Origin of the sequence: Kamptonema sp. PCC 6506 (genome assembly GCF_000180455.1) — a bacterium.
GTDB lineage: Bacteria > Cyanobacteriota > Cyanobacteriia > Cyanobacteriales > Microcoleaceae > Kamptonema > Kamptonema formosum.
Genome location: NZ_CACA01000296.1, coordinates 1 through 16,882, shown reverse-complemented (window position 1 = coordinate 16,882; position 16,882 = coordinate 1). Strand labels below are relative to the sequence as shown.

Below are 16,882 nucleotides of genomic sequence, written 5' to 3'. Positions count from 1 at the left end.
CTAGCCATGAATAGCAGGAGCGTTCATAGCAATAGGCAAGAACTCACTAGCAGCTAAATCCAGAGGGAAGTTATGAGCATTGCGCTCGTGGATGACTTCAATCCCCAAATTAGCGCGGTTAATAATATCCGCCCAGGTGCTAATCGGTCGTCCTTGATTGTCAAGAATTGACTCGTTAAAATTAAACCCGTTCAGGTTAAAAGCCATTGTGGAAATTCCCAAAGCTGCGAACCAAATACCTACAACTGGCCAAGCAGCTAAAAAGAAGTGCAAAGAGCGAGAGTTGTTGAAGCTGGCATATTGGAAAATTAAGCGTCCGAAATAGCCGTGAGCTGCAACAATGTTATAAGTTTCTTGCTCTTGTCCAAACTTATAACCTGTATTAGCTGATTCGTTTTCAGTTGTTTCTCGCAACAGAGAAGAAGTTACCAAACTGCCGTGCATGGCGGCAAATAGCGAACCACCAAAGACACCAATTACACCTAATTGATGGAAGGGGTGCATGAGAATATTATGCTCAGCTTGGAACACAATCATAAAGTTGAAAGTTCCAGAAATACCCAGCATTAAACCATCAGAAAAGCTGCCTTGCCCGATAGGATAGATTAAAAGAACGGCAGTTGCAGCAGCAACAGGCGCAGAATAAGCAACTGCAATCCAGGGGCGCATTCCTAATCGGTAGCTAAGCTCCCACTCGCGACCCATGTAAGCGTAAATGCCGATTAAAAAGTGCAGGACAATTAGCTGATAAGGGCCGCCATTGTAAAGCCATTCATCAATAGAAGCTGCTTCCCATAAAGGGTAAAGGTGCAAACCAATAGCCGCAGAAGTCGGCACAATGGTACCAGTAATGATGTTGTTCCCGTAAAGTAGAGAACCGGAAACTGGCTCGCGGATGCCATCTAAATCGACGGGAGGGGCAGCAATAAAGGCCAGGATAAAAACGATAGTGGCAGTTAAGATGGTAGGAACCATTAACACGCCAAACCAGCCAATATAAAGCCGATTTTCTGTGCTAGTAATCCAGTTACAGAACCGAGACCATAGGTTATCTCCTATGGGTCTGCTTAAAGTAGTTGTCATTGCGATTATATCTCCTTGGAAATTAATGAGGAGGTCTGGGAAACACTGGGATCGAGTGTTTCCGCAGACACTTACTTTATAACCAATTAGTTATATGCTTGTCAAGCTTTTAGAGTAAAATTTATTTGTGATGCCTGAAATTCTTGATTTACAAGGGTTTCAGGCCTTGAAAATTTAGGCTTTGCCCGGAAAGCCTTATAAACCAGTAGTTCTAGGAAATTCTATCCCGCTCAGTGACATCATGGGAGCAGTGTCACGCGATCGCTACTCTAAAGAAAATTTGTTTCCTGCTTGATTTATAATATAACTTTATGGTAATGTGGTAAATTTAAGGTAGTGGAACCTATGCAGTTCTCAAAAAATCACCTTTCGGAACACCGGAACTATACTTACGACACTTTATTAATAGCGTGCTAGAGACATCTCCCAAAACCTTAGCTCCTGTGGCAGATTATTTCAAAATCCTTTCTGAAGTTAGCCGACTTCAGGTTTTGTGCTGCCTCAAATCTGGAGCAAAAAATGTTACTGAAATCATTGAAATGACGGGACTCGGACAGGCGAATGTTTCTAAACACCTGAAAGCGATCGCGCAAATGGGTATGGTTTCTCGAACCCAAGTTGGAGTCAGTGTGTATTACGAAATTTCCGATCCGCTAATTTTTGAACTTTGTGAGTTAGTGTGCAGTCGTCTGGGGGAGCGCTTAGAATACCAATCTGAGCAGTTGAAACAGCTTGAGGGTCTGCATCAAAAGCAGAAATAATGAGTTCTCAAGTAGGTTTTTCCTCGATAATTAATTTTAAGAGTTCTAAAACAATGAACAAGCGACTGAGAACTTTAGCTTTAACAATTGTCACTGTTTTAGTGTTATTGATAGCAGTCAATATCACAATAGAGCCAGCAATGGCTTTAGTCCAAAAGACAGAAGAAGCACCAGGTCAAATCCTTTACCAAGCCCGCCATCATCTAAAAGATTCCAGCGGCAACACTTGGCAAGTGGTTCTGTTTAAACAAAGTAAAACCAATCAATTAGATAATATCAATTTGCGATTAGTTGCTTTTCCCGATGTCGCAGAATTTGCTCACCCAAAAGATTTACAGATTGCAACAACTAACGGGCAAAATTTTACAGCAGCGGATGTTTTCGATCGAAAAGCTCCGGCTCCTAATGTGGGACAGTACGATTTAAGTCCCCTTCTGAAAAAATTGCCAGTAGGTTATGCTCTCAAACTTTCATTGCCACTCGTTGATGGGCAATCTCTAATTCTAAATATTCCCCCTTCTTGGGTAGAAGAATGGCAAGAAGTTGCTAGGGAAGAGGGGCTAGGGGCTAGGGGCTAGGGGCTAGGGAAGAGGAAAGAGGGAAGAGGAAAGAGGGAAGAGGAAAGAGGGAAAAGCTTACGACCTAATGGATTATGAATCAGAGGTAACACTGGGAGTTGTCCTAACTGCCAAAGAGGTTGCTATAATCCAATCTGCATTGTTGACTTAACTTCAGAAGAAAGATCCACCTCATGCCTTCTGCCTCCTGCGGTTATAAACTAATTTGGATCGCTGAATGCCGGGTTATTAATAAACTCTCGATCCGTTAAACTTCGCAGGAAAGCGAGCAAATCTTCCCGCTCTTGTACTGTTAACTTAAAACCATTAATAAAATTACTTTTTAGTGGATTTTCACTGCCTACCCCCTCAAAAATTCCTTTCTTAATATTTCTCCCTCCCGCTTGATAGTGATCGATAACTTCTTCAAGGGTCTTAATACTACCATCGTGCATATAAGGTGCAGTCAAATCAATATTACGAAGGGTAGGCGCTTTAAATTTTCCCATATCTAAAGGAGAGTTTGTAATCTCGTAAACTCCTGTATTGTCAGGCGGATAAGCACCATTACCATCGATATTATATAGGCCTGTATTGTGAAAGGCAATCTCTTTAAAAGCTAAACGTTCGTGCATGATAGAATCAGAGAAATTAATGCCACCGTGACAATGGAAACATTCTAAACGTTCGCTGTTAAATAACTCTTCACCCCGTTTAGCTGCGGCAGAAATAGCATTGACTTCACCGCCGTAGCGGTAGCGATCGTAGGGAGAATTTACAGAAATTAGAGTCCGTTCAAAAGCAGCTATAGCTTTTGCCAGATGGCTAATAGTAATTGAATTTTTACTTTCCCTAAAAGCCTCTGCAAATAATTTTTGATATTGAGGATTTTGACCCAAAAAACTTATAATTTTTTCTTCCTTTCCTACCATTCCTAATTCAATAGGATGTTCGCCAAATAACGGAACTAATAGCTGAGATTCTAACTGCGTTTGTAGAGGATTTGCCCAAGTTAGCACAGAATTGTAGGCAATATTGGCTAAACTCATAGAATTGCGCGGGTGTTTTTCACCAGTGGCACCGATTCCTACTGTTTTGCCATCGGTAAAAGCTTGGGATTGAAGATGACAGGAGGCACAGGAAAATTTTCCAGTAATTGATAAGCGTTTTTCATAGAAAAGATGCCGCCCCAATTCTACTTTTTCTGTACTCATGGGGTTATCTGCTGGTACAATTGGCTTAGGCATCCAATCAGGGATATTCCACTGATAAACTAGAGGTGAAGTCATCGCGATCGCGCCTCTGGAAGCTGACAAAGTTTTACTCAATTCCAAGGCTAGAAAAAATGATAAAATGCAGGCAGCTATGAAGGCTAACAACCGAGATAACTTCATTATACAATTCTATTTTTTAACTGTAAAAAACGTCTGTTTAACAGCAGATTTGCCGCCAAAAGGCAAACCTAAACTGGTCATAATACCAGCGCAATCGCCGTCATTTGGTGATGACATACAACCTAGTGGAGTATTTGGTTGATTAGTTTCCAAATTACTATTAGCAACTAACGGTTCCAAATCAGCAACTACTGTATTATTATTAGTGTCAAAGTTGCTAAGAATTACTTTTGTAGTGTTAGGATTACTACAACTATTCGGTTTCTGGTTATCTCCTGATGCTTGGCATCCTGTGCTACCTAAGTGAATAGAAAAACCTGTTTGATTTCCTTCATGTCCATGCTGTCCGTGTTCCTTCTCTGAAGCATTTGTCTTAGTTCCGCTTTCGTTTTTCAAATCAATACGTAAAAATTTGTAGCCACCTTGCCAGTTCCACCAGAGAGATGTTAAATTCAAAGGAGAAGGGGCAAGAGCTGCATCACTATGATTGAGGTTGAAGGGAACGCCGAGGGTAAATTGCAAACCTTTGTAGTTGCCTTTGGGTATTGTCCCAATGACGCGATCGCGCATCTCCACCGTTCCATTACTACAAGCACCAGCTTTGTTCTCAAAATCTAAAAGGGCAACGTTTTGGTATTGCCATTTGCCATCTTGTTTTAAACTAATAGGTACAACTTTCCCATTAGCATCAATTAAGGCAAGATCGGATACATAAAACCGGAAGTCAGTGGGTGTAACTGTAGTGGCAGGCTTACCTAAATTACTGTAGCTTTTGCCGCAGTCAAGGGGTTGATTGCCGACTCTCGCGCTAAACTTAATCTCCACTTCTTGAGGAGTTTGTGCTTGGGCCTGAGTCCAAGTAAATGCCGCATAGCTACCTGCAATAGTAAGAGTTGTAGCGGCAGTAGATGCTAGCAATAGTTGTCTTTTCATCTAAAATTAATAGCAGCTAAGGTGAATGCCTAAACTACACAGCACTTTTTAGGTAAATGAGGTACATAAAATTCGAGTACGGACGCGACATTCCCCTGTACTTAATGAGTATTGATTGTCGGGTGTACTTCATAAACGTGGTATTTGCTGTAAGTTTTAAATCGGCTTTCAGATTCTCACACTTTCCCACTCGCAGTGTCAAATGACAGGCTGTCACACTTAAAATTAACAGGAAAAATTATTAATAATGACGATCGATAAATTTTTAGTGATTTTGAGTAATATTAAATCATTGTTAACAAATAAAATTGTGGCTATCCGTGAATTTGCCTCAATCGCCCATTTCACGGTCATTTCCGCAAAGGTTAATGTAATTTAAGTAGTGATATTATGAATATAATTCTCAATTATTTAATGAGAAATTACCCTCTTAATCATTCTAATACTATGTCACAAATACATTTAGGGCACTTGTTGCCCGGTCAAAGCGCCACTATTTCAGGAATACAAGCTGACGAAGGTTTGCAACAAAGGCTCCGAGCGTTGGGTTTTCGCGCCAGCAGACAAGTGCAAATGATTCGGCGGGCAGCATTTTTCGGGCCACTCCACGTCCGCGTGGGGACAACAGAAATTATGCTTCGTCGCCACGATGCCAAGGAAATTAAAATTACGGATGTAACATCGGGAGAACTTTGATGAAACAGATTGCAGTTGTGGGAATGCCAAATACGGGGAAATCAACTTTTTTTAACCGCATTACTGGCGCTAATGCTAGGATTGGTAACTGGCCGGGGATTACTGTAGATTTGATGGTGGCAAAAGTCCAACTGGGGAATGAAGCAGCGGAAATGGTGGACTTGCCAGGGATTTATGACTTGCACGGCTTTTCGGAAGATGAGCAAGTAGTAAGAAATTTTCTTGAGAATAATCCCATACATTTAGTGCTGATGATTCTCAACGCTACTCAAATTGACCGCCAAATTAGCCTAGCTTTGCAGGTGAAATGTTTAGGTGTACCAGCGGTGTTACTGCTAAATATGGCAGATGAAGCGCCACAATTTGGGGTCGATATTGACCAACAGAAAATGTCAGAGCATCTAGGGATGCCTGTGATGCCTATTAGTGCTAAATACGGTCAGGGTTACGCAACTGCTTACCAAGCAATTACTGATAGTTTGAACCGTCAGGAAAAGGCGATTTCTGTTGGTAAGATTAATGAGCATTTAGTGAGCGATCGCCAAATAGCTGACGAGATGGGAAGTTTGTTAAAAGCTGCCGTTCACGTCCCGCATCAAATTAAAGAAAATTGGACAACTAAACTAGATGCGGTGCTGCTGCATCCGGTGTTGGGGTTGCCGATATTTTTTGCAGCCATGTTTTTGATGTTCCAGGCAGTATATGCTCTGGGAACTCCTATGCAGGAGTTATTAGGCTCTGGCTTTGATTGGATTCAAGCTAATGCTTTAGAACCGCTACTGGGAGGAGTACCAGAGTTATTTAGGGGTTTCTTAATTGACGGTCTTTATACTGGGATGACGACGGTAGCGGCATTTATTCCCGTGATTTTGCTGTTCTTTATCTGCATGGCGGTGATCGAAGATAGTGGCTATTTATCGCGATCGGCATTTTTGATGGATGTTTTGATGCAGAAAATGGGATTGGATGGCCGATCTTTTGTGATGTCGTTGATGGGATTTGGCTGCAACGTCCCCGCAATTATGGGAACGCGGGTAATGCGATCGCCAGGATTGCGGTTGTTGACAATGATGGTAATTCCCTTTTCTCTTTGTTCGGCTCGGTTGAATGTATTCATCTTTATGAGTACGGCGCTATTTGCAGCTAAAACTGCACCTATAGTGTTGTTTAGTTTGTATTTACTGAGTTTTGTTGCAGCTATTTTAACTGCGGCTTTGTTTAAGGGTAAGTTTGAGAGTAAAGAGCCTTTTATCTTAGAATTGCCGCCTTATCGCTTTCCCACTTTTAAGCAAATGTTACTGCGTTCTTGGTGCGAAGTTCGTCACTTTGTCAAGTGGTCGAATAAGTTTATTATCTTTGGAGTAGTAGCAATTTGGGCGCTGAATAATTTGCCTCCGGGCCTACCACCTGCAAGTTCTCAAACTTTGTCGGGAATACTTGGTCAGTTGACACAGCCTATTTTTGACCCAATTGGGATTAATCCTCAATTGACAGTGGCGCTACTGTTTGGGTTTATTGCCAAGGAGATTGTTTTGGGTGGTTTAGCGGTGATTTATGGCAAGTCTGAGGATGCAGATTTGATGGGTGCGATCGCGCAACAGGTAGACTGGGTACAAGCTTATAGTTTTATGCTTTTTACTTTGCTGTATGTGCCTTGTCTGTCCACAATTGCGGTACTTAAAAGTGAGTCTAAAAGCGCCAAGTTTGCTTGGCTTTCCGTGCTATGGTCAATAGCTTTAGCTTGGGGAGCAAGTTTTATTTTTTACCAAGGTGCAAGGGCTTTAGGGTTTTAGAATATTCTCTCACTCTAGCTAACTAACTCTAGCTAATGTGGGTCACGCAGGAGGCAGAAGGCAGGAGGCAGGAGGCAGGAGGTAGAAGGCAGGAGGCAGAACGAAGTATTTTCGTCAAAAAACCCGGTTTCTTTGGTTGGGTGCGTAAGTCCTGTTGATATATATGCGTGTCATGGGGAGGTAAGCAAAGCACAGTTGCGAGGTACAAGCAAGGACATGATGGCGTTTGTTTATGTCCCCCTACTTATCATTTTATTGACTATCTAGTAATATTTATTTTTCAGATAAATTAAGAATTGCCCACTTAATTTCACACAAAATTTACATTAATGGCTGAGAATATAATGATTCCATAAAGTCTCACCTCACAACTATCAACCCTAGAAAAACTGTGCCACGATGGAATCATAGAAGAAACCACCACTAACCATCGAAGACGAGGCAGGACTATGAAAACTACCCTTAAAAGTGCGATCGCCATACCATTTTCCTTAGCTTTAACAGCCTTAGTAGCCGCTCCTTCTCTTGCGGGTTCTCTCACTTTTGCAACTAACGTCGAAGAATTTAACGAAGGCGTTGGCATTAAAGAAGCTTATAGAAGAAATGCGGCTAATGCTCTGGGTGCTCCTCAACTCAATGCTTACAGCAGCACTAAGGACTTTTTGAGCTTAGGTGTAGGCGGTTCTGCGATATTCAGTTTCGGTACGCAATTTACAAACAAGGTCACACTCTGGGAAACTACTTGGGGAGATAAGAATGGCAAACAGTCAGCTTATGACGAGCAAGTAGAAATTTTTGCCAGCAATAGCTTAGATGGCGCTTGGACTCGTCTGGGTTTGATCAAGAATATTGCAGATGGTGCTTATAATACAGCGGAAGGAGCTTCCCTGAGTTTTGATGGCATTTTCCAATACCTAAAGCTAGTAGATAAATCTGCTGCTGGTAGCGATCGCGATGGTTTTGATGTTAATGGTATCGGTGTAGAATCTGTACCTGAACCTTTCACAATTGCTGGTATGGTACTAGGTGCTAGCGGGATGATTGCTGCTCGTCGTCGTCGCACTAAGCAAAATGCCTAGAAACAAAGCATACATTAACGGGCCGACGGGGTAACAAGCTAAGTTAAAGCCTTGTCAGAGTGTGGTTGTAGCAAATACCTCTCGACCCAAATTTATTTAATAGGACTTACGCATCGAGTTCCAGAAACCTGGTTTTTGGGACTCGATGCGTAAGTCCTTTTTAAGGAACTACAAAAAAATTATTATAATTTTCTAAACTATTCAGGTAAGATCGCGATCTACAAGATGCCCAGGATAGCGAAATTTAATAGTTAGAGCAACCGCCAAGGTGGTTAGGATGTTCTAAGTTAGTGAAACCAATTTATTATCTTCTTCCCTAAGCATCCTAGCTTCTAGTACCTAACTATCTATCGATTCCATTGGCATCAAAATCAATAAATAATTAGTAGGTTGGATAGATGTGGGATCTACCCAATTTACTAGCCTAAATAATACTGATGCCACCAAATTTGATCTTATGACACCGCTGCCTAATTACCGCCCTAAACAACTATCTCTTGGCCCTTTAGAGGCGGAGATTTTGAATATTGTTTGGGAACTAAACTCTGCTACAGTTAAAGAAGTACATGACTGGATTTTAGCAGATCCCGACCGCGAATTAGCTTATGCTTCAGTCACAACAGTGCTGCGTCGCCTGACAGAAAAAGGTTGGCTTGCCTGCGATAAAACAGAGCGAACATTCACTTGGAAACCCCTAGTTTCTAGTCAGGAAGCTCAAGCAATATTCGCCTATAATCGTTTGCAGCAATTTCTAGCAGTAGGAAACCCGGATATAGTAGCGGCTTTTGCAGATAGTCTCGATGAAGCTAGCTTAGAACAAATAGAAGCAATTGCCCAACGAATACAGGCTGTCCGTCGAGCGAGGGAGGAGCAAAAATAATGCACGCAATCCTGATTTTAGCAGCCCTGGGAATCTCTTGGTCGCTCAGGCTAAGATGGTCTTCTCCAATTGGAAACTGGTCAGAACGTTGGCAGCGATCGCTTTTGTTTTTTCTGTTTCCGCCGCTGCTTTTAATCGTGACATTCCTAGCCGTTTTATTCATGGGGCCAGGAGGAGAAATGGTAGGAATTTGGGATGGATGGTTAAGCTACTTGTTATCGCTTTCTTTTTTAGCGATCGCAGTAATTTGTTGTATAAAGCTAGCTATAGATAGCACTTTATTTTTACAACAAATTCGGAGCTATCCTCTCAAAAAAGTTGTAGGAAAATCAGTCAGAATTTTGAACACGCCAGCTCTTTTTTCGGCTGTAATTGGTTTTTGGCAGCCAGAGTTCACAGTGAGTACAGGATTGCTAAATACCCTCGATCGAGATCATCTCAAAGCAGTTATTGCCCACGAACAAGCACATTGTTATTATCGGGATACCTTCTGGTTTTTCTGGATGGGTTGGCTACGTCAAGTTACAGCTTGGCTACCCCAGACTAAAGCATTGTGGGAAGAGCTATTAGTATTGCGAGAAATACGTGCGGATGCTCATGCTGCTAGTCAAGTTGATTCTCTGTTATTAGCTGAAGCTTTGCTATTGGTAGCCAGCTATCCGCACCGATATTCAGATATTATTTGTATTATTGGTGCTGTGGGCCCGCAACATCGATTAGAGGAAAGAATAGAAGCACTTTTAGGAGAGCAAAAAAATTTGCTAAAGCTGAATCCTTGGTTTTGGAGTTGGTTACTGTTAACGCTTTCGCCCTTAGTAACTGTGCCGTTTCACAATTAGGCAATCGCCTGCGACATTTCTTGAGTAAAATTAATCTGTGTGATAGAATCATTATAAAGTCATAGAAATTGTTGCCTTTACAGGTTAGCCAAAATGACAAATGTAACAGAAGTCTTGAAATCAGCTCAGTTTGTGGTTGATGCTAGTGGTAAAAAGACTGCGGTGCAGTTGAGTGTTGCTGCTTGGGAAGCTTTATTAGATTGGATAGAAGATCGGGAAGATGAGGGGATTTTTCGAGAAGCAATGAGTCAGTTACGAGAGGCGGGGGGGAGTCCTGAAAAAGCGGGTTGGTTGGATTGGGAAGCGGTTAAAGATGACTGGGAGAAAGATTGAGGTTGTTTAAATGTATCGAGTTCGTGTACAGGCTTCTGTCTATAATGAGAGGCGAAATTTACCGGGAGTTTTTCGCCAGCGGATTAAGAAAATTATTGAAGATTTAGTGGAAAATCCGCGCCCTTTTAATAGTATTAAACTAGAATTTTCCCTTGATGCAGGTTGGGAACCAAGGCGAATTAGAGTAGATTCTTGGCGCATTATCTATGCGGTTGATGATGCGTTTGAACAGGTAGTAGTATTAGGGATTAAGAAGCGTCCGCCTTATGATTATGAGGATTTAATAGATTTGTTTGCTGAGTTAGAGTAGTTTTAGTCTTGAGTATCTGTGAGCCATTCTCGCTCGATTCTTTCTAAGTCTTTCGCGGCTCCCAATTTCTGAAAGATTTGATGGGCGGTGTTGTAATGTTGTTGGGCGAGTTCTGCGTTACCGCGCTTTCGCCAGACTTGAGCAAGAAAAAAACTAGCGTAAGCAATGTACCAAGGTGATTCCACTTCTTTAAATCTTTCTAAAGCATCAGTTAAAAATTGTTCTGCGACATCTAAGTTACCCCTACCTAGTTCAACTGCTCCCAAAAAACCAATTAAAGGTGCTATCTCAAAGCGATCGCCCAATTCTGTCTGAACTTCCAAACCTTTCCGATACAGCCGCTCAGATTCATCCCAATTACCACGATTTCGCTCTATCTCTCCCAACAATCGCCAAGAAATTGCCATAGCTGCGCGATCGCCTAATTCTGTCCTTAATTCCAAAGATTGCCGATACAGTCGTTCAGCTTCCTCCCAATTGCCACGAAGTTGCTCAATATATCCCAACTGTCCCCAAGAAGATGCCATCCCAGAGCGATCGCCTAATTCTGTCATAACTTCCAAACCTTTCCGAAACAGTCGCTCAGCTTCCTCCCAATTACCGCGATTTCGCTCTATCTCTCCCAACAGTTTCCAAGAATTTGCCATCCCAGAGAGATCGCCTAATTCTGTGCTTAATTCCAAAGATTGCCGAAACAGTCGCTCAGCTTCATCCCAATTACCGCGATATCGCTCAATATCTCCCAACGCTCTCCAAGTAGTTGCCATCCCAGAGCGATCGCCTAATTCTGTCATTATTTCCAAACATTGCCGATACAACCGTTCCGCTTCATTCCAATTACCATGATATCGTTCAATATCTCCCAATAGTCCCCAAGAATTTGCCATACCTGCGCGATCGCCATACTCACTATAAATCTCTAAAGCTTTTTTATAATAATGCTCCGCTTCAGCTTGATCCCACATTTCCTTTGCAACCCATCCTAATTGCTGGTACGTACTTGCTTGAGAATAAAAATCTCCAATTTCTTGTTGAATTGCTAAACATTGCTGATAATAATCTTTTGCTTTTTGCCAATCCCGCAAATCTCGACAAATATTCCCCAAACCATACAAAACATTAGCTTCCCCCTGACGATTTTCCTGTTCTCGGACAATTTCCAGCGATGTTTGATATACTCTCATGGCCTCCGAAAATTGTCGCTGTTGCCGATACATTGCACCCAATTCTTTATAGACTTCAGCTTGCAACGATAAATTTTTACTGTGGGTTGTCAACTCCAAAGCTTTCTCTAAATGCTCTCTCGCCTTCACTGGATTTCCTTGACTGAGATAAGCTACTCCCAGTTGATGTAAAATATTGCTGCAAGCACTAGGATTTTTTGCCGATCCAGAATGACTCGGATTGTAGTCCATCAACAAAGACTCTAAAAGTTCAATTCTTTCTTGCTTTTCTGGGGTTTTTAAGGTACTAAAACTCCTTTCCGAATCTAGAGTCCGAGCAACGGCATCATCTCTAGTAAATTGAGTAGTTTTAAAGAGAAATACGCCAGATTTCCACGCCCAAAAATCCGGGGCAAACTTCGCCAAACGAGTAATCGCATAGTCTGGCAAAACAAACAGCATCGGATGGGGAACGCTGGTTTTATAAGCATCTCGCACAAAATTAAGGTCTTGTAAAACGGGAGGATATTCCCCAAATTTACCAATAGACTTTTCCAATCCCCGCACAATTAAAACTAATTTTTTATTGGCATCTAGTTGAATTGTCGGTAAAATTTTCACAATTTCGTCTCGGAGAAAGCGTAAATTCTCATCAAACTCCAAAACCTCAAATTGATTTTCTTGAGAAATGAGATGATTTTTTAAAGCATCAATCAACAAATCAGCTTCAGCATTAAAATTAACTTCCACAAACCCAATCGTAAACTTTTCCGAAAAATCAACAAAGGTCAAAAGGTCAGTAAATGCCTGCTGATTTACATCTAGAAATTGCTCAATTCCTGAATCCAGATCATTCTGGGTTAACATTTGATTGTCTCGCATCTCGGAGAGCTTTTTGAAATTCTTCATTTTGCTTCACCACCGGATTCGGATAGTTCCATCGATTTTTACCGTTGTATTCCAAAACCGAAAGATTGAATAACATCAATTCGCTCATTTCATCTTTATTAATATTTTTTGTCAAACAAACTTGAGCTAAAAATGGATAATGATCTTGCGGGATAATTCGCTCAAAGTTAAATTGTTCCTGTTTGATTGCGTAAGTAACATCATCAGCCATTATTTTAGCATGACCGCGACCGCTGGCGGTTATGCAAGCCGTCCGCATGATCTGGATGAGTTGGCGAACATGGCCGCCACTGGCTTTTGCTAATTCTAGCAATTGTTCGCGAGAATCAAAGATTTTATCAACTTCAACTCGGCGATCGATTAAACCAGCCATAGCATTTAAGTTAAATTCGTTATAGTTTAAGTCACAATCATCTCGCTTAAATTCATAAATATTGACCATCGGGACAATGTGAGGACAGTCAAAATTCTTTATGGCATTTTGAGATGAGTAAAGAACTAAAAGCGGAACTGTATAAATAATCGTACAATTCAATTCTTGAAGTTGAGCAGCATAGTCAAAAAATAAATGGTTTGCTACCTTGGGAGGAACGCGGTCTAAATTATCAAAGATAATCAGAAAGCCTTTATACTCAGGAAACTTATTTCGCAGTTTTTTGACAGCATCATTTAAAAGTAAATTGATATCTGCTTTCAATCGCGAAATGTCTTTTTCTAAATTTTGGCGAATTGTTGTTTTTTGTTTATCAGAGCCTTTGATTTGCGCCAGTAACTTGACCAACAACTTTGCTAAAAATGGAGCCTCTGGGCCTAAAGTTGCTTCCGCTTCCACACTTACGGAACTTTCAACCGTTCGTTCTGATTCTTTAGTGACATCCTTAAACCAAGCCTCAAAATTATCCATCAGCCGAGGATCTAATTTCAATCCTAGCCGCCGCATTTCAAACTCAATTCGCTTGATGACAATTAAATAGAAATCTGTATAACTGGCATCATTAATATCGGTTTCTTCTTGCACCTCCAGATAAATGACGCGATAATTGACTTCCCACTGCTTTTGAATTCGTTTCAATTCGGTACTTTTACCGCAGCCCCGATGTCCTGTAAACAAGATTGTGGTAAATTCTTCGGGTTCTTGAAAGTCTAAAATATTACTGACACCTGCGATCGCTTCCGTTTTGCGGACTTCTGATAAATCAACGTAGTAGCGATCGAGGTCTGCCCCTTCCAAAGATTGGAGAGGATTACAAACTTGATAAGCAGTTTTGAGGGTAGTTGCGCGGTGAATAGGAAGAGAAGTCATAAGTTTTTAATTTAGTAAATGTATTGCCAGCATTATTGACAACCGATCAAACTCAATTTATTTGAATTATTGAATTTTACCAAAAAACGCTTTATTAGACAAAATTACTTGGGAGAAAGGCTTTTCTGGATCGCAAGCGGTTAAAACCGTCTAGTGAAGAAAATCAAATTTCAACCCGCGCAGGCGGGTTTTGTATGTGTAGACGCGGTTTCAACCGCCGCGTAAATACAATTAATTTCAACCCGCGCAGGCTGGTTTTGCCTGTGTAGACGCGGTTTCAACCGCCCCGTAAATACAACCCTCCGCGCCCTCTAAGCCTCTACAATCCCCCCCAATCGCCAAAACCGAACCTCAACAGACGGATACCACCCACCTGAAAAATTAAAACCATGATTAAAATTCGTTACAATCAGTACATACAAAAGAGAAAAAAAGCTCTTATCTCAAAATTAGAGGTAGCCAAATGAACAGTACATTTCGCGTCGGCAACCTGTTTGGAATCCCATTTTACCTGCATCCCTCGTGGTTTTTAGTCCTGGCATTAGTAACCTGGGACTACGGCAGATTCCTAGCCGCAAGCTTTCCTGCTTTAGGCCCCCTATCGCCTTGGGTGCTGGGATTAGTCACAGCATTGCTATTATTTGCCTCCGTACTCGCCCACGAATTAGGACACAGTTGGGTAGCCATTAAACAGGGAATTGACGTGAAATCGATCACGCTGTTTCTATTTGGAGGATTAGCCAACCTCGATAAAGAATCAAAAACTCCAGGGGAAGCATTTTGGGTAGCGATCGCAGGCCCCCTAGTCAGCATTATCCTGTTCGCCTTACTCACCACCATCGGCGCAACATTACCCATCACAGGCCCGATCGCTGCGATCGTAGGAATGCTAGCCTACATCAACTTAGCCCTGGGGTTATTTAACTTAATTCCTGGCTTACCCCTCGATGGCGGAAACATCCTCAAAGCGATCGTCTGGAAAATCACCGGCAACCCTTACAAAGGCACGCTATTCGCTAGCCGCGTCGGTCAACTCTTAGGTGCGATCGCCATTATCTCAGGATTCGTTGGTAACTTCTGGAACATATTAATCGGTTGGTTCCTGTGGCAAAATGCAGGTCAATCCGCCCAATCAGCTAAAGTTCAAAATGAACTCGCAGGATTAACAGCAGCAGATGCCGTCACCCCAGACAGTCCAATCGTTTCCGAACACCTATCTATAAGAGAATTCGCCAACGATTACATCATCGGCAAAACTCCCTGGGCGCGATTCTTAGTCACAGGGGAAGCGGGACAATTAGTAGGCGCGATCGCCGCTGATGACATCAAAAATATTCCCACATCTCACTGGCCAGAAGTTCAAGTCAAAGAACTCATACAACCGATCAATTTTTCTACAGCAGTTCAACCGGATCAATCCTTACTGGAAGTCGCCACTCTGCTAGAACAATTGAAAGTACAAGAACTGCCTGTAATTCGCGACAACGGCGTACTCGTAGGACTAATCGAAAAATCGGGAATCATCCGTTTACTTCAAACGCGATCGGAAGCCAAGCCTGCTTAATATTTAGGGGCTAGGGGCTAGGGGCTAGGGGCTAGGGAAGAAGGGAATAGAATTAAGGGTTTCAGCTATTCTGAATGTCCTAATCACCTTGCAATCACCTTGGCGGTTCCTATATCTCGGTAGTTAGTAAGTTCTGGACATAATATTCTGTCTCATTGTGAGCAAACAGAAGCAATCTCAAGGTCTTGAGATTGCTTCTGTTTTCTTCGTTTTTTACAACTCACGATCGCACACTTATAGGACTTACGCAAAAGATCGTAACGCCGCCATCCTCCCCCTCTCCCCCTCTCCCCCATCCTCCTCTCCATCTCCCCCATCCTCCCCCTCTCTTACCCTAGTCCTGAGCATCGTAGCCCCTGGCCCCTACCTAGTTGTCCTCAGACAATATCCTTTGCAAATAAGTGGCTACCACCTGTGGATACTCAACCATTGCCAAATGCCCACAATCGGGAATTTGCATTACATTCTCGCCACATCCAGCAAATAGCCAGTGAAAACTAGCCAAATGTAAAACATATTTTGGTTCCATAATTGGATCGCGATCGCCTGTAATAAAATAAACAGGCTGCTTCAATCGCGCTACAATTTGCGGCAAAAGGTGTACTTCCGCCTCAGTAGTAGAATCCAATAGCGCCCCTAAAGCCGCCTGGGGATGGGCCGCTGCAAAATCAATTAACCGCTGACGACCCCAAAAACGCGCGATCGCATTTACCACACTCATTCGCGCAAACATTAGATCCATTAGCGGTAGATAAGACAGCCACAGCGGCCGCCACCTCACCAACTGCTGGCCCACTGACCGAAATCGCTCAAACTCCTCCTTCAGGTAAATCCCGCCGCCAGAATTGACGCAGACTACCCCCTTAACTTGCTGCGGGGACAAATCAGCGGCCCAAAGAGCGATCGCACCCCCCAGGGAATGCCCAACCAGCCAAGCACTAGAAATATCTAACTTTTCGAGTAAAACCGCCAAATCCTCAGCATAGGCCGCAGGACTATAGCTCAAATTAGCAGGCGCTTCAAACCCCCGGCTGGGTTCAGATTCCCCAAACCCTCGCAAATCGTAGCAAAGGCACTGATAATCAGATGCCAGCAAATCGATCAACGGTTGCCAATAGTGACGGCTTAAAAGCCAACCATGCAGAAATACTAAAACGTGGGGAGATCCAGTGGGAGCCGTCAAACAGTAAGAGTGGCGAACCCCCAAAATATCAATGGTTGCCATCTTTCTATCCTAATCCCAAATTGGCATCAGCAGAAAAATAGAAGAAGGGGCTAGGGGCTA

Annotated in this window: 16 protein-coding genes; 10 read left to right on the top strand and 6 right to left on the bottom strand. The window is 42.4% G+C overall.

Annotated features, from left to right (window positions below; translation table 11 throughout):
* Positions 1-1,083, bottom strand: a complete 1,083-nt coding sequence (gene psbA / locus OSCI_RS17210) for a photosystem II q(b) protein (protein WP_007356329.1) — start codon at positions 1,081-1,083, stop codon at positions 1-3.
* Positions 1,084-1,493: 410 nt separating this feature from the next.
* On the opposite strand from psbA, the gene OSCI_RS17205 reads away from it, so the two are divergent.
* Together OSCI_RS17205 and OSCI_RS17200 are read left to right on the top strand one after the other, a co-directional pair.
* A complete protein-coding gene (locus OSCI_RS17205) occupies positions 1,494-1,844 on the top strand; it encodes an ArsR/SmtB family transcription factor (RefSeq protein ID WP_007356328.1) in 351 nt (116 codons plus the stop codon).
* A 53-nt stretch (positions 1,845-1,897) separates the two neighbouring features.
* Entirely contained in the window at positions 1,898-2,422 is a 525-nt protein-coding gene (locus OSCI_RS17200) for a DUF3122 domain-containing protein (protein ID WP_007356327.1), read from the top strand.
* A 200-nt stretch (positions 2,423-2,622) separates the two neighbouring features.
* Here the strand turns inward: OSCI_RS17200 and OSCI_RS17195 are convergent, their stop codons facing one another.
* On the bottom strand, positions 2,623-3,795 hold the full coding sequence (locus OSCI_RS17195; protein ID WP_007356326.1) for a methanobactin export MATE transporter MbnM: 1,173 nt from the start codon (positions 3,793-3,795) through the stop codon (positions 2,623-2,625).
* A gap of 9 nt (positions 3,796-3,804) precedes the next feature.
* The gene (locus tag OSCI_RS17190) at positions 3,805-4,728 is read right to left on the bottom strand and encodes an MbnP family copper-binding protein (protein ID WP_007356325.1); all 924 of its coding nucleotides are present in this window, start codon (positions 4,726-4,728) and stop codon (positions 3,805-3,807) included.
* A gap of 447 nt (positions 4,729-5,175) precedes the next feature.
* On the opposite strand from OSCI_RS17190, the gene OSCI_RS17185 reads away from it, so the two are divergent.
* The 7 genes from OSCI_RS17185 (at position 5,176) to OSCI_RS17155 (ending at position 10,658) form a co-directional block, all read left to right on the top strand.
* The gene (locus OSCI_RS17185) at positions 5,176-5,424 is read left to right on the top strand and encodes a FeoA family protein (protein WP_007356323.1); all 249 of its coding nucleotides are present in this window, start codon (positions 5,176-5,178) and stop codon (positions 5,422-5,424) included.
* The gene (gene feoB / locus OSCI_RS17180) at positions 5,424-7,217 is read left to right on the top strand and encodes a ferrous iron transport protein B (protein WP_007356322.1); all 1,794 of its coding nucleotides are present in this window, start codon (positions 5,424-5,426) and stop codon (positions 7,215-7,217) included. The genes OSCI_RS17185 and feoB overlap by 1 nt, the downstream gene beginning before the upstream one ends.
* Before the next feature lie 449 nt (positions 7,218-7,666).
* Entirely contained in the window at positions 7,667-8,296 is a 630-nt protein-coding gene (locus OSCI_RS17175) for a PEP-CTERM sorting domain-containing protein (protein WP_007356321.1), read from the top strand.
* A 457-nt stretch (positions 8,297-8,753) separates the two neighbouring features.
* The gene (locus OSCI_RS17170; RefSeq protein WP_007356320.1) at positions 8,754-9,176 is read left to right on the top strand and encodes a BlaI/MecI/CopY family transcriptional regulator; all 423 of its coding nucleotides are present in this window, start codon (positions 8,754-8,756) and stop codon (positions 9,174-9,176) included.
* Entirely contained in the window at positions 9,176-10,015 is an 840-nt protein-coding gene (locus OSCI_RS17165) for a M56 family metallopeptidase (RefSeq protein ID WP_019487177.1), read from the top strand. Before OSCI_RS17170 ends, OSCI_RS17165 begins: the two co-directional genes overlap by 1 nt.
* Positions 10,016-10,108: 93 nt before the next feature.
* Positions 10,109-10,348 (top strand): hypothetical protein, encoded by a 240-nt coding sequence (locus OSCI_RS17160; protein WP_007356318.1) that lies wholly within the window; start codon positions 10,109-10,111, stop codon positions 10,346-10,348.
* 10 nt (positions 10,349-10,358) lie between these two features.
* Positions 10,359-10,658 carry a type II toxin-antitoxin system RelE family toxin gene (locus tag OSCI_RS17155; RefSeq protein ID WP_007356317.1) on the top strand — a complete coding sequence of 100 codons (300 nt, stop codon included), beginning with the start codon at positions 10,359-10,361 and terminating at the stop codon, positions 10,656-10,658.
* Positions 10,659-10,660: 2 nt separating this feature from the next.
* Here the strand turns inward: OSCI_RS17155 and OSCI_RS17150 are convergent, their stop codons facing one another.
* Positions 10,661-12,730 (bottom strand): tetratricopeptide repeat protein, encoded by a 2,070-nt coding sequence (locus OSCI_RS17150; protein WP_148288849.1) that lies wholly within the window; start codon positions 12,728-12,730, stop codon positions 10,661-10,663.
* On the bottom strand, positions 12,672-14,033 hold the full coding sequence (locus tag OSCI_RS17145; RefSeq protein WP_007356315.1) for a P-loop NTPase fold protein: 1,362 nt from the start codon (positions 14,031-14,033) through the stop codon (positions 12,672-12,674). Before OSCI_RS17145 ends, OSCI_RS17150 begins: the two co-directional genes overlap by 59 nt.
* A gap of 463 nt (positions 14,034-14,496) precedes the next feature.
* On the opposite strand from OSCI_RS17145, the gene OSCI_RS17140 reads away from it, so the two are divergent.
* Complete coding sequence (locus OSCI_RS17140; protein ID WP_007356314.1) at positions 14,497-15,597, top strand: site-2 protease family protein; 1,101 nt, start codon at positions 14,497-14,499, stop codon at positions 15,595-15,597.
* A 367-nt stretch (positions 15,598-15,964) separates the two neighbouring features.
* On the opposite strand, the gene OSCI_RS17135 is transcribed toward OSCI_RS17140, so the two are convergent.
* On the bottom strand, positions 15,965-16,822 hold the full coding sequence (locus OSCI_RS17135) for an alpha/beta fold hydrolase (protein ID WP_007356313.1): 858 nt from the start codon (positions 16,820-16,822) through the stop codon (positions 15,965-15,967).
* Between the last annotated feature and the right edge of the window lie 60 nt (positions 16,823-16,882).